Source organism: Streptomyces sp. NPDC001380, from assembly GCF_042895785.1.
Classification (GTDB): domain Bacteria; phylum Actinomycetota; class Actinomycetes; order Streptomycetales; family Streptomycetaceae; genus Peterkaempfera.
In genome coordinates this window covers 132,840-144,806 of sequence record NZ_JBIAWP010000013.1, presented here as the reverse complement: position 1 = coordinate 144,806, position 11,967 = coordinate 132,840, and the positions used below count along the sequence as shown (strand labels likewise).

11 protein-coding genes and 1 pseudogene are annotated in these 11,967 nt (G+C 77.3%); 7 read left to right on the top strand and 5 right to left on the bottom strand.

Annotated features, from left to right (window positions below; genetic code table 11):
* Nucleotides 1–186: 186 nt before the first annotated feature.
* Nucleotides 187–779 (bottom strand): annotated as a pseudogene (locus ACFY07_RS17930) (class I SAM-dependent methyltransferase).
* 228 nt (nt 780–1,007) lie between these two features.
* Between ACFY07_RS17930 and ACFY07_RS17925 the strand changes: the two are divergent.
* From ACFY07_RS17925 to ACFY07_RS17915, 3 genes are all read left to right on the top strand, one after another.
* Nucleotides 1,008–1,538: a helix-turn-helix domain-containing protein gene (locus ACFY07_RS17925; RefSeq protein WP_390869540.1), complete on the top strand. Its 531-nt coding sequence runs from the start codon at nt 1,008–1,010 to the stop codon at nt 1,536–1,538.
* Between the two features lie 37 nt (nt 1,539–1,575).
* The gene (locus tag ACFY07_RS17920; protein WP_390869538.1) at nt 1,576–2,157 is read left to right on the top strand and encodes a hypothetical protein; all 582 of its coding nucleotides are present in this window, start codon (nt 1,576–1,578) and stop codon (nt 2,155–2,157) included.
* A 184-nt stretch (nt 2,158–2,341) separates the two neighbouring features.
* On the top strand, nt 2,342–2,668 hold the full coding sequence (locus ACFY07_RS17915) for a DUF2516 family protein (RefSeq protein ID WP_390869631.1): 327 nt from the start codon (nt 2,342–2,344) through the stop codon (nt 2,666–2,668).
* Nucleotides 2,669–2,923: 255 nt separating this feature from the next.
* On the opposite strand, the gene ACFY07_RS17910 is transcribed toward ACFY07_RS17915, so the two are convergent.
* The gene (locus tag ACFY07_RS17910) at nt 2,924–4,300 is read right to left on the bottom strand and encodes a PP2C family protein-serine/threonine phosphatase (RefSeq protein WP_390869536.1); all 1,377 of its coding nucleotides are present in this window, start codon (nt 4,298–4,300) and stop codon (nt 2,924–2,926) included.
* Between the two features lie 215 nt (nt 4,301–4,515).
* Here ACFY07_RS17910 and ACFY07_RS17905 point away from each other — a divergent pair, with 215 nt between their 5' ends.
* Nucleotides 4,516–5,049 (top strand): O-acetyl-ADP-ribose deacetylase, encoded by a 534-nt coding sequence (locus ACFY07_RS17905; RefSeq protein ID WP_230746737.1) that lies wholly within the window; start codon nt 4,516–4,518, stop codon nt 5,047–5,049.
* Nucleotides 5,050–5,347: 298 nt separating this feature from the next.
* Here ACFY07_RS17905 and ACFY07_RS17900 read toward each other — a convergent pair whose 3' ends face one another.
* Nucleotides 5,348–6,181, bottom strand: coding sequence for a class I SAM-dependent methyltransferase (locus tag ACFY07_RS17900; protein WP_390869534.1), 834 nt, complete (start codon nt 6,179–6,181; stop codon nt 5,348–5,350).
* Between the two features lie 361 nt (nt 6,182–6,542).
* Between ACFY07_RS17900 and mshA the strand changes: the two genes are divergently transcribed.
* Together mshA and ACFY07_RS17890 are read left to right on the top strand one after the other, a co-directional pair.
* A complete protein-coding gene (gene mshA, locus ACFY07_RS17895; protein WP_390869532.1) occupies nt 6,543–7,985 on the top strand; it encodes a D-inositol-3-phosphate glycosyltransferase in 1,443 nt (480 codons plus the stop codon).
* 9 nt (nt 7,986–7,994) lie between these two features.
* A complete protein-coding gene (locus tag ACFY07_RS17890) occupies nt 7,995–8,534 on the top strand; it encodes a YbjN domain-containing protein (protein ID WP_230746735.1) in 540 nt (179 codons plus the stop codon).
* Between the two features lie 28 nt (nt 8,535–8,562).
* Here ACFY07_RS17890 and ACFY07_RS17885 read toward each other — a convergent pair whose 3' ends face one another.
* The gene (locus ACFY07_RS17885) at nt 8,563–9,942 is read right to left on the bottom strand and encodes an MDR family MFS transporter (RefSeq protein WP_390869530.1); all 1,380 of its coding nucleotides are present in this window, start codon (nt 9,940–9,942) and stop codon (nt 8,563–8,565) included.
* 143 nt (nt 9,943–10,085) lie between these two features.
* Between ACFY07_RS17885 and ACFY07_RS17880 the strand changes: the two genes are divergently transcribed.
* The gene (locus ACFY07_RS17880) at nt 10,086–10,844 is read left to right on the top strand and encodes a phosphoglyceromutase (RefSeq protein ID WP_230746733.1); all 759 of its coding nucleotides are present in this window, start codon (nt 10,086–10,088) and stop codon (nt 10,842–10,844) included.
* A 250-nt stretch (nt 10,845–11,094) separates the two neighbouring features.
* Here the strand turns inward: ACFY07_RS17880 and ACFY07_RS17875 are convergent, their stop codons facing one another.
* Nucleotides 11,095–11,886 (bottom strand): alpha/beta fold hydrolase, encoded by a 792-nt coding sequence (locus ACFY07_RS17875; RefSeq protein ID WP_390869528.1) that lies wholly within the window; start codon nt 11,884–11,886, stop codon nt 11,095–11,097.
* Between the last annotated feature and the right edge of the window lie 81 nt (nt 11,887–11,967).

Genomic DNA, 11,967 nt, shown 5'->3' with positions numbered 1-11,967 from the left:
GGCGGCGGGCCGGGGGGGGCGCGGGGGGGGGGTGGGGGGGGGGGCCGGGCGGGGGGGGGGCCCCCCCGCCGCACACCCGTGCGCCCGCTGCCGCGCCGCGCCGCCGCACCGCCCCCGGTCAGGGCCGGCGCCGCACGGGACCGGCCCGCGTCCGGGGCGGTGGCGGGGGAGCCCAGCCCCGGACGCCTACGGCTGCTCCGGCCTGCGGGCCAGGAGGAAGGCCTGCTGCCCCGAGCGGGGACGCTTCTGCGCGTCGGGTTCGCGGACCAGCCGTGCCTCGACGGCGAGCCCGGCCCGCTCCACCAGTCCGGCGACGCGGTCGGGGGCAGCCAGTACGCGTCGAGCGACAGCTCGTGCCCGTACCCCCGCTCCAGGTGCCGGACCTGGTCCCCGGCCTTGAAGGCGAGCAGCAGCAGGCCGCCCGGCGCCAGCACCCGGTGGATCTCCGCGAACACCCCCGGCAGCACCTCCGGCGGCGTGTGGACGGTCGAGTACCAGGTCAGGGCGCCGCGGAGCGAGCCGTCCGGCAGGTCCAGGGCGGTCATGGACCCCACCTCGAACCGCAGGCCGGGGTGCTCGCGCCGGGCCACGGCGACCATCTCCGGCGACAGGTCGACGCCGAAGGGGTCCACGCCGAGGGCGCGCAGGTGCGCCGTCACGCGGCCGGGGCCGCAGCCGAGGTCGGCGACCGGCCCGCCGCCGGACGCCTGCACGAGTTCCGCGAAGGCGGCGAGCATCGCCCGGTCCAGCGGCTTGGTGTCCAGTTCGGTGCGCAGCAGGCCGGCGTAGTCGGCGGCGACGGTGTCCTAGGCCGTGCGGACGGTGCCCAGATGGCTCGCTTCGGTCATGGCCGGGACGGTAGGCCATCGCCCCGACAGCCCCGCCGGAACTGGCCGCCCCGACAGTCCTGCCGGAGCGGGCGGCCCCGCCGGAACGGTGCAGTGGGGTGCGACACAGTTGCAAGCAGCGTGCTTGCAAAAGTTAGCAGCCGGGTGCATGGTGGAGTCATGGCCTCACTGAACGTCGGCTCCCTCGGCGAGTACATCCGCGAGCAGCGGAGGAACGCCCAGTACTCGCTGCGTCAGCTCGCCGAGGCCGCAGGCGTGTCCAACCCGTACCTCAGCCAGATCGAGCGCGGGCTGCGCAAGCCGAGCGCGGAGATCCTGCAGCAGATCGCCAGGGCGCTGCGGATCTCGGCGGAGACCCTGTACGTCCAGGCCGGCATCCTCGACGAGCGTCAGGAGGCGGGGCTGGAGCTGCGGGCGGCGATCCTGGCCGACCCGCTGGTGAACGAGCGTCAGAAGCAGGTCCTGCTCGCGATATACGACTCGTTCCTCAAGGAGAACGCCGCCGAGGCGCCGGACGGGTCGGCGGGCGCCGGAGCGGCGGAGACGGCGGTGGCGACGGCCAGGGCCGTCGGCGCCGGAGCCGCGCGGCTGCGGGCCGCCGCGACCGTCGGGGGCGGCGCGGACCGTCCGCGGCGCGGACAGCAGCAGGACCCGGGCCCCGGCGGGCCCGCGCAGACCACGGGCGACTGACCGGTCGTCCGCACAAGACACCAGGGGAGGACCCCTCATGCCGATCACCGACGACCTCAAGAAGACCCTGACCGACCCGACCCCCCTGTACGCCCTCGCCGGCGCCGGCGACCTCGCCTACGAGAAGCTGCGCGAGGTCCCCGGGAAGGTCGAGGAGATCACCGCGGACCGCAAGGCCGCCCAGGAGAGGGCCGCGGCCCGGCTGCAGGAGGCCCAGACCCGGCTGGCCGAGGCCCAGACGAAGGTCACCGAGACCGTGACCACCCTGCCCACCGACTTCAAGGTGCTGCAGGAGCGCGCCCAGGGCTTCGCCCTGCAGCAGGTGGGCCGGGCGGCCGAGCTGGCCGTCAAGGCCAAGGAGGTCTACGACGAGCTGGCCGAGCGCGGCAAGGTCGTCGTCGACCGGGGCCGCCGCGAGACGGCGAAGCAGATCGAGGAGAAGGGCGCGACCTTCGAGTCCAAGGCCTCCTCCGTCGTCGACGAGGCCGTGGTGAAGGCCGCCGACGTGGCGGACGGCGTGGCCGGGGCCGTGGCCCCGGAGGACGGCCCGGCCGCGAAGTCCGCCGCCAAGCCGAGGGCGGCCCGCAAGCCGGCGTCCTCCAAGCCGTCCACCAGTTGATCCGCCGGCCGGTCCGCCCGCCGGCCCGGGGCCGGTCCGGGTGGACCTGCCCGCGGGCCGGCCGGGACGGGCACCCGGCGCGGGCCCGGTCCGTTCACCACGTGACGGGCCGGGCCCGTGCCACGATGGAGACCCGAAGTTCGGACCGGAGGAGGCCGCGGTGGGAGCCGGAGTCCTGACCGTCATGTCCCTGGACTGGCTCAACCCCATGTGGTGGCTGGTCACGGGCGTCATCGTCTTCAAGATCGTCGCACTGGCCGACGCGGCCGTCCGCCGCGAGGACGCCTACCCGGCGGCCGACAAGAAGACGAAGGCCTTCTGGCTGCTCGTCCTGGGCCTCGCGGTCGTCCTCGACCTGCTCTTCACCAACAGCGTCTTCGGCATCTTCGTCCTGGCCGGCCTGGTCGCCGCGATCGTCTACATGGTCGACGTGCGGCCGGCCGTGCGGGCGGTGTCCGGCGGCGGCAGCGGCGGCAACCGGAGGAACGCCGGCCCGTACGGGCCCCGGTGACCCGGATCCGGCCCCGCCTGCGGCCCGGCCCCCCTCGCGGGGGGACCGGGCCGCGGGCGTTCCTGCTCCAGGTGCGCCCGGTCGGCGGCCGCGCCGGGGCGCGCCGGCCCGTCCCCCGATCCGGACGGCGCGGACCCGGGCCATCCGCGCCCCGGACGCCCGCGTCCGGCGCGTCCGCATCCGCATCCGCATCCGCATCCGCATCCAGGGTCTCCGCGTCCGGGGAGTCCGCGCTCCGGCCCCACGCGCCGCGGATCAGCCGCCCGAGGGGCCGCGCTCCAGCAGCAGCACGGCCACGTCGTCGGTGAGCGCGCCGCCGTTGAGCTCCTCGACCTCGGAGATCGCCGAGTCGATCAGCTGCTGGTGGGCCGCGCCCGCGGCCCGGTGGTCGGCGACCAGGTCCAGCAGCCCGTCCTGTCCGAGCCGGCGCGATCCCGCCCCGACCCGGCCCTCGACCAGGCCGTCGGTGTAGAGCAGCAGCCCCCACTCCGCGCCCAGCTCCACCCGGACCGCGGGCCAGCGGTCCAGGCCGCTTCCGGCCGGCACCAGCCCCAGCGCCGGACCGGGTTCGTCGGCCGGCAGCAGCTCGGGCGCGGTGTCCGGCCGCAGCAGGACCGGCGCGGGGTGGCCCGCGAGGTGCAGTTCGGCGTGGTCGCCGCCGGGGGCGATCGCCAGCATGCAGAGGGTGGCGAAGATCTCGTCGCTGCGCCGCTCGTGCTCCAGCACCCGCTGGAGGGTGGAGAGCAGGGCCTCGCCGGTGAGGCCGGCGAAGACCAGGGTGCGCCACGCTATGCGCAGCGCGACGCCGAGCGCGGCCTCGTCCGGTCCGTGCCCGCAGACGTCCCCGATCACCACGTGGACCGCCCCGTCGGCGGTGCGGACCGCGTCGTAGAAGTCGCCGCCGAGCAGGGCCCGGCGCCGGCCGGGCCGGTACCGGCGGTGGAAGGCCAGTCCGGACCCGTCCAGCAGTGGCGTGGGCAGCAGGTGGCGCTGCAGCCGGGCGTTCTCCTGGCCGCGCAGCTCCGCCTCGACCAGCCGCCGCTGCGACTCGTCGGCCCGCTTGCGCTCCACCGCGTACCGGATCGCCCGGGCGAGCAGCGGACCGTCCGTCTCGTGCTTCACCAGGAAGTCCTGCGCGCCCGCGGCGACCGCGGCGGCGCCGAGGTGGGCGTCGGCGGCCCCGGTGAGGACGAGGACGGCGGTGTGCGGGGCGCGCCGCAGCAGGGTGCGCAGGCCGGCGAGCCCCCGGGCGTCCGGGACGGCGAGGTCGAGCAGGACGCAGGCGATGGCGCGGCCGGACCCGGCGAGCTGCCGTCCGGCCTGCTCCAGGCCGCGGGCCCACCGCAGCTGGAAGGGCTGCCCGGTGCCGCCGAGCAGTTCCTCGATGAGGCGGGCGTCGCCCGCGTCGTCCTCGACCACGAGCAGGCCGATGGGGGCGGGAGCGGCCGCGTCCGAGGCCGAGCCGTGGCGGGGCCGGGGTATGGGTGCGGGGGCCGGCGCCTCCGTCCCGCGGTCGCGGGGACGGGGCCGGGTCGGGGGGCGGCCGACCGCCGTGGCGGCGTCGGCCCCGGTGGTGCGGGCGCCGGCCGGGGGCGCGGCGGGGCGGTCCCGCTCGTCTCCGGTTGCGGGCATCAGTCGGTCCTCTCTGTCCCCGGCCGGGCGGCGGCCGGGAGCGGTGGGCGGTACCCGTGGGGCGCCGCCCACCGCGAATCTTCCCGTGACCTTAACGTGATCTCGTCCGGGCCCGCCCCGGGGCCTGGCGGGCCGGTCCGGCGACCCGGACCCTCCTCGCCGGTGCGGATAGCCTGGTCCGGGGGCGGGGAGCAGGGCGACGGAAGGGGTGCCCCGTGACGCGGATCACGCTGGTGCAGGGTGACATCACCCTGCAGGAGGTGGACGCGCTGGTGAACGCGGCCAACTCCTCGCTGCTCGGCGGCGGCGGGGTGGATGGGGCCGTGCACCGCCGCGGCGGGCCGGAGATCCTGGCGGAGTGCCGCCGCCTGCGGGCCTCCCACTACGGGGGCGGGCTGCCCGTCGGCCGGGCGGTGGCCACCACCGCGGGGCGGCTGCCGGCCCGCTGGGTGATCCACACCGTCGGCCCGGTCCACCGCGCCGACGCCGACGGCTCGGCGCTGCTGGCCTCCTGCTATCGCGAGTCCCTGCGGGTGGCGGACGGGCTGGGGGCGCGGACCGTCGCCTTCCCGGCGGTCTCGACGGGTGTCTACGGATGGCCGATGGCCGACGCCGCGAGGATCGCGCTGACCGCGGTGGCGGGTGCGGGCGCCGCGGTGGCGGAGGCGCGGTTCGTGCTCTTCGACCGGCCGGCCTTCGAGGTGTTCGAGCAGGTGTGGCGGGGGCTCGGGGAGTCGGGGGAGGCGTAGCGGCTGTGCGGAGCCGCTGCGCCCGGGGAGGGCCGGGTGCTGCGGGGGTCCGGACCGCCCGGTGGGGCGTCCGGCGGGCGGTGGGAGCGGTGCGGGGTGCGTGCGGGGCTTTCGGGGCCCGGTGGCTGATCGGGCGTCAGGGGCACGCGGGGGGTCCCTGGGGGTCGTGCGCATGTTCCCATCGTGACCTGTCGGGGCGTCAACACGCCAGTATCAATCGATAACTCGTTCGAGTGAATCGCGGCACCCGGCCGCGGCGCTCCCCCTCCCGTCCGGCGGCCCCGGCCGCCCCCGTGCCTCAGGGCGCGACCGCCGCCCACTCCACCGTCACCTCGCCCAGCCGCCACCGGCTGCGCGGCCCGGCCAGCGGCCAGCTCCCGGCCAGCGCGGCGCAGGCCGCCGCCCACCGCTGCCGCGCCCCGAACGCCGCGTACGGCGCCGCCGCCGCCCACGCCCGGTCGAAGTCCCCCAGGAAGGCGTGCACCGGCTCGCCCGGCACGTTGCGGTGGATGAGCGCCTTCGGCAGCCGCTCCGCGAGCTCCCCCGGCCGCTCCAGCCCGGCCAGCCGGGCCGCGAAGGTCACCGTCCGCGGCCCCTCCGGCCCCAGCGCCACCCACACGTGCCGGCGCCCCACCTCGTCGCAGGTCCCCTCCACCAGCAGGCCGCCGGGGGCCAGCCGCCCGCACAGCCGCTCCCACACGGCGGCGACCTCCGCCTCCCCGTACTGCCGCAGCACGTTGGCGGCCCGTACCAGCAGCGGCGACCCGCCGCCGTCCAGCGGCACCTCGAAGCCGCCCCGCCGGAAGGTGAGCCCCGGCGGACGGGCGTGGGGGAGGGCCGCCGCCACCCGGTCCGGCTCGATCTCGATCCCCACCACCCTGACGTCCGGCCGCACCGCCGCCAGCCGGGCGTGGAGCTCCACCGCCGTCCACGGCGCCGCCCCGTAGCCCAGGTCCACCGCGGTCGGCGGCGCGGCGGCCCGCCGCAGGGACGGCCCCAGCGCCGCGGCGATCCAGCGGTCCATGCGCCGCAGCCGGTTGGGGTTGGTGGTGCCACGGGTCACCGTGCCGACCGGGCGCGCCGCCCGGCCGCGGCCGCCCCGCGGGATGCCGTCGGGGGAGGTGGGAGCCATGGTGTGCAGCGTACGGCGCGTCCGCACCCCTCCCGCGCCGCCTCCTCCTCCCCCCTCCTCCTTCCCCCCTCCCCTGCCGTCCGGGAGCCCAGCCCGGGCCTCCCGGACGGGGGTTCCCGGGCGGGGCCCGCCCGCCGCCGTCCGCCGTGCCCGGGCGCGTCGCGGCGCGGTCCCGCGCGGGGTGCGGGGAGGGCGCCGGAGCCGGGCGGCGGAGACCTCCTCCGGGTCACGTTTCGGTCACGGGGAATCCGGTGGGCCGCCCCCGTGGTTGCTACACGGTTGGACGCGCCGCCTTCGCCCCCGGGAGGCGCGGCACCGGTGGCAGGGAAGCACGGTCGGGGAGAGAGCAGGAGGACATCGGGTGAGCCAGCCCCCTGCGCGGCCGGTACGGCGCGCTCAGCACCAGCGGGCCCTTCTCCACCCCTTCCAGGGGCTCGCCGCCGCCCGGCGCACCCGGCGGCCCCGCCGTGTGGCGATGCTCAGCGTCCACACCTCGCCGCTGCACCAGCCCGGCACCGGCGACGCGGGCGGCATGAACGTCTACATCGTCGAGCTCTCCCGCCGCCTCGCCGCCCTCGGTGTCGAGGTCGAGGTCTTCACCCGCAGCACCTCCTCCGACCTGCCGCCCACCGTGGAGCTCGCGCCCGGCGTGCTGGTCCGCCACGTCACCGCCGGCCCCTACGAGGGCCTGGTCAAGGAGGACCTGCCCGCCCAGCTGTGCGCCTTCACCCACGGCGTGCTGCGCGCCGAGGCCGTGCAGCGGCCGGGCCACTACGACCTCGTCCACTCCCACTACTGGCTCTCCGGCCAGGTGGGGTGGCTGGCCGCGGACCGGTGGGGCGTCCCCCTCGTCCACACCATGCACACCATGGCCAAGGTCAAGAACGCCGCGCTCGCCGAGGGCGACACCCCCGAGCCCCCGGCCCGGGTGATCGGCGAGACGCAGGTCGTCGCCGCGGCCGACCGGCTGATCGCCAACACCGCCGACGAGGCCGCCGAGCTGACCCTGCACTACGACGCGTCCCCCGACCGGATCGCCGTCGTCCACCCGGGCGTCAACCTGGAGGTGTTCCGCCCCGCGGGCCCGCGCGACCAGGGCCGCGGCAGCCCGGACGCCGTCGGGGCGGCCGTCCGGGCCGGACGCGCCGCCGCCCGCGCCCGTCTCGGCCTGCCCGACGGGGCCGCCGTCCTCCTCTTCGCCGGCCGAATACAGCCGCTCAAGGCCCCCGACGTGCTGCTCCGCGCCGTCGGCGTCCTGCTGGAGCAGGACCCCTCCCTGCGCGACCGCCTCGTCGTCCCGGTGGTCGGCGGCCCCAGCGGCACCGGACTGGCCCGCCCCGAGAGCCTCCACAAGCTCGCCGCCCAGCTCGGCATCGGCGACGTCGTCCGCTTCCAGCCGCCGGTGGGCCAGGCCGACCTGGTCGAGTGGTACCGCGCCGCCACCGCCCTGGTGATGCCCTCCCACAGCGAGTCGTTCGGCCTGGTCGCCCTGGAGGCGCAGGCCTGCGGCACCCCCGTGGTCGCGGCCGCCGTCGGCGGCCTCCCGGTGGCGGTCCGCGACGGCCGCACCGGCTTCCTCGTCGACGGCCACGACCCGCGCGACTGGGCCCGCACCCTGCGGCGCTTCCTCGACGACCCCGGCCTGGGCGACCGCCTCGGCGCCGCCGCGGCCCGCCACGCCGCCGGCTTCGGCTGGGGCGCCTCGGCCGAGGCGACCGCCGAGGCGTACGCGGATGCGATGGGCCGACGCGCCGCCGAACCGGGCCGCGCGCCCTCCCGGCTCCGCCGGGACAGGGCGCGGTAGCGTCGCCCCATGGCCACCAGCAGCGACACCGCCCTGGACACCCTCCGCACCGCCCTCGACGAGGCGGGGGTGGAGTGGGAGCCCAGCCCCTCCGACCCGCGCACCCTGGTCGCCAAGCTCCCCGGCACCCGCAAGCTCTCCACCACGTGCGCCCTGCGGGTCGGCGACCACACCCTCTCCGTCAACGCCTTCGTGCTGCGCCGCCCCGACGAGAACCACGAGGCGGTCTACCGCTGGCTGCTGGAGCGCAACACCCGCCTGTACGGGGTCGCCTACGCGGTCGACCGCCTCGGGGACGTCTACCTGGTCGGGCGCCTGCCGCTGGCGGCCGTCACCCCCGAGGAGGTCGACCGGCTGCTCGGCACCGTGCTGGAGAGCGCCGACGAGCCCTTCAACACCCTGCTGGAGCTGGGTTTCGCCTCCGCCATACGGCGCGAGTGGGAGTGGCGCACCAAGCGGGGCGAGTCCACCCGCAACCTGGAGGCGTTCACCCACCTCGCCGGGCCCTCGGCGGCGCCGGGCGACGCCCCGGACGCGGACCGGGGCTGACGCCCGCGGCCGCCGCCCGGGCCCCGGCTCAGCCCACCGCCGTACCTGCTGCCGCGGCCGTACCGGCTGCCGCGGCCTCCCCGGCGACGGCCGGCGCCGCCCCCAGCGCTTCCTGCACCTCCCGCACGGGCTGCACGGGCTCCGGGACCGGCCCGGGGTCCTGCGCCCGGCGGCCGCGCACCAGCAGCGCATAGCCCGCCGCGGCCGCCGTCCCCAGGACCGCGCACGCCCCCCACACCGCGCCGCCGCCCGCCCGGTCGAGCAGGAACCCGCCCGCCGCGGGGGCCGCGAAGGACGCCGCCGACCAGGAGAGCGAGTACACGCCCTGGTACCGGCCGCGCGCCTCCGCCGGGGACATCTCCGCCACCAGCGCCATGCTGGTCGGTGCCTGGACGATCTCGCCGACCGTCCACACCGCCACCGTCAGCGCGTAGGCCGCCGCCCCGTGGGCGAAGGCCGTCAGCCCGAACCCCCAGCCCGTCAGCAGCGCCCCGACGACCAGCAGCGCCGCACGGCTGCGCCCCTCGACCAGCCGCGTCACCGGGATCTGCAGCAGCACGATCAGCAGCCCGTTGAGCCCGATCACCAGCCCGTACTGCGTGGACGACAGCCCCGCGGCGCCCATGTCCACCGCCAGCGTCGTGGACCCCTGCTGGGCGACCAGGGCGACGAGGAACGTCAGACCCACCAGCGCCATGAACGGCCCGTCGGCGAGCACCCGGCCCAGGCCGGTGCCGTTCCCCGGCCCGGGGCCGCCGGCCGCGGAGCCGCCGGCCGCCGCGGCGGGGCCCGCCCCGGCGCGGGGCCGCGTCTCGGGCACCTTGGCGAACACCACCAGCGCGCAGAGCAGTGTGGCCGCCGCGTCCGCCAGGAAGAGGAGCAGGTAGCCGTGGGCGGCCACCAGGCCGGCGACCGCCGCCGAGACCCCGAAGCCGATGTTGATCGCCCAGTAGTTGAGCGAGAACGCCCGCACCCGGTCCTGCGGCGGCACCAGGTCCGCCATGATCGCCGAGGTCGCGGGCCGGGAGGCGTTGCTGGTCAGGCCCAGCAGCAGGGCCGCCACCGCGATCTCCGCCCGTCCCTCGGCCAGGCCCAGCAGCACGGTGCAGACGGCGGTGCCCAGCTGCGCGCCCAGCAGTGTCGGGCGGCGGCCGACCCGGTCGGCGAGCACCCCGCCGACGACCGCGGCCACCGCGCAGCCCAGTCCGTACAGCGAGGCGACCAGCCCGGCGAAGGTCGCGGAGTAGCCCCGGCCGGCCGTGAGGTAGAGGGCGAGGAAGGTGACGACGAAGCCGCCGAGCCGGTTCACCAGGGTGCTCGTCCACAGCCACCAGAAGCTGCCGGGCAGGCCCCCGGCCGTCTCGGCGACGGCGCGGCGCAGGGCGCCGGGGGCGGAGGGTGCGGACACGGGCGGCTCCTGGGCGGTACGGGGGACGGCGGGCACGGCGGACCGCGCCACCGGGTGGCGTGTAAGTGGTGTATGTCGTAGGCGAAGATTACCGACCGGCCCTGGCCCCGTGCCACCCCATATCCCTCGACTAGGCTGTGACCATGGCTGACTCCCCGTACCGCCTCGTGCTGCTCCGCCACGGCGAGAGCGAGTGGAACCAGAGGAACCTCTTCACCGGCTGGGTCGACGTCGACCTCAACGGGAAGGGCGAGAAGGAGGCCGCGCGCGGCGGCGAGCTGCTCGCCGCCGAGGGCCTGCTCCCCGACGTGCTGCACACCTCGCTGCTGCGCCGCGCGATCCGCACCGCCCAGATCGCCCTCGACAAGGCCGACCGGCACTGGATCCCGGTCCGCCGCAGCTGGCGTCTGAACGAGCGGCACTACGGCGCCCTGCAGGGCAAGGACAAGGCCCAGACCCTCGCCGAGTTCGGCGAGGAGCAGTTCCAGCTCTGGCGCCGGTCCTACGACACCCCGCCGCCGGTCCTCGCCGACGACGCCGAGTGGTCCCAGGCGGCCGACCCCCGCTACGCCGAGATCCCCAGCGAGGTCCGGCCGCGCACCGAGTGCCTCAAGGACGTCGTCCACCGCATGCTGCCGTACTGGTACGACGCGATCGTGCCCGACCTCGCGGCCGGCCGCACCGTCCTGGTCACCGCCCACGGCAACAGCCTGCGCGCCCTGGTGAAGCACCTCGACGGCATCTCCGACGAGGCCATCGCCGGCCTCAACATCCCCACCGGCATCCCGCTCGTCTACGAGCTCGACGCCGACTTCAAGCCGCTCACCCCGGGCGGCCGCTACCTCGACCCGGAGGCCGCCGCAGCCGCCATCGAGGCCGTCAAGAACCAGGGCAAGAAGTAACCACCCGCACCGGCGCGCCTCTCCCGGCGGGTGCTCCGCCGGGAGAGGCGCGCCGGTGCGGTCGTCGTCGGCACCCGCCCCGTGCGCGCCCCCGGCGGTCCGCGGCGGGTGCGGTGAGCAGCACGCCCGCAGGGTCCACGGCTCCGCCCGATCCGTCCCGGGCGCCCGGTACGCCCCGCCGTACGCGGCCGGCGCCGGTCCTCCACCGCGGTCCCCCCGAGTGCCACGGCCGCCCGGGGGGACCGCGGGATCAGGCACCGAAGAACTTCAGCAGCACCGGGGCGAGGACGTCCGGCGCGACCTCGTGGGTCTGGCCCGGCAGCGTCCGGTGCTCGGCACCGGGGACCGCGGCGGCCACCGCCCGGGCCGGGGCGCGCAGCGGCTCGGGGCTGGCGCCCCCGTCGAGGACGAGGACGGGCACGGCGATCCCGGCGAGCACGCCGGTGGGGACGCCCGCACCGGGCGCCGCGTCGAGGACCGCGGCGTCGTACGCCAGGGTGGGCGCCACCGCCTCGAACGCGGGCCACACGGGCGAGCTGCGCAGCTGCTCGGTCATCGGCTCCGGTGCGCCGGCGAAGGCCATGAACCGGGTGACCGCGTCCCCCCGCCGCCCGTCCGCGAGGTCCGCCGCCAGCCCGGCCGTGTAGGCGGTGAAGCGCTCGCGCTGCCCGTCCTCGGTGCTGAACGGCGGCTCGTGCACGGCGGCACGGCCGATGCCGATGCCCTCGGCCGCGGCGCGCAGGGCGAGCGCGGCGCCGGAGGAGAAGCCGACCACCGCCGCCGTCCCGCCCGCGGCGGCGATGACGGCGGCCAGGTCCTCGATCTCCCGCTGCACGGTGTACGGGGCGGTGTCACCGCTGGAGCCGCGGCCGCGCCGGTCGTAGGTGTGCACGGCGTGGTGACCGGCGAGCTGCTCGGCCAACGCCTGGGCGGGTCCGAAGGACCGGTGGCACAGGGCGCCGTCCACGAGGACGACGGCCGGGCCGCTGCCGGTCACGGTGCAGGCGATGGTGGTGCCGTCGGCGGAGACGACGCTGGTCATGGTGGGTCCCTTCGGGCGGGTCGGAAGGCGGTGCTCTCGGAGAGGGTGCGGGCGGCCGGGGCGTGCACGCGGCCGTGGCCG

Coding starts and splice junctions, on each gene's coding strand:
- ACFY07_RS17920 (WP_390869538.1), top strand. CDS start 1,576: ATGCCGATCACCGACGACCTCAAGAAGACCCTGACCGACCCGACCCCC.
- ACFY07_RS17925 (WP_390869540.1), top strand. CDS start 1,008: ATGGCCTCACTGAACGTCGGCTCCCTCGGCGAGTACATCCGCGAGCAG.
- ACFY07_RS17890 (WP_230746735.1), top strand. CDS start 7,995: ATGGCCACCAGCAGCGACACCGCCCTGGACACCCTCCGCACCGCCCTC.
- ACFY07_RS17900 (WP_390869534.1), bottom strand. CDS start 6,181: ATGGCTCCCACCTCCCCCGACGGCATCCCGCGGGGCGGCCGCGGCCGG.
- ACFY07_RS17915 (WP_390869631.1), top strand. CDS start 2,342: ATGTCCCTGGACTGGCTCAACCCCATGTGGTGGCTGGTCACGGGCGTC.
- ACFY07_RS17875 (WP_390869528.1), bottom strand. CDS start 11,886: ATGACCAGCGTCGTCTCCGCCGACGGCACCACCATCGCCTGCACCGTG.
- ACFY07_RS17910 (WP_390869536.1), bottom strand. CDS start 4,300: ATGCCCGCAACCGGAGACGAGCGGGACCGCCCCGCCGCGCCCCCGGCC.
- ACFY07_RS17880 (WP_230746733.1), top strand. CDS start 10,086: ATGGCTGACTCCCCGTACCGCCTCGTGCTGCTCCGCCACGGCGAGAGC.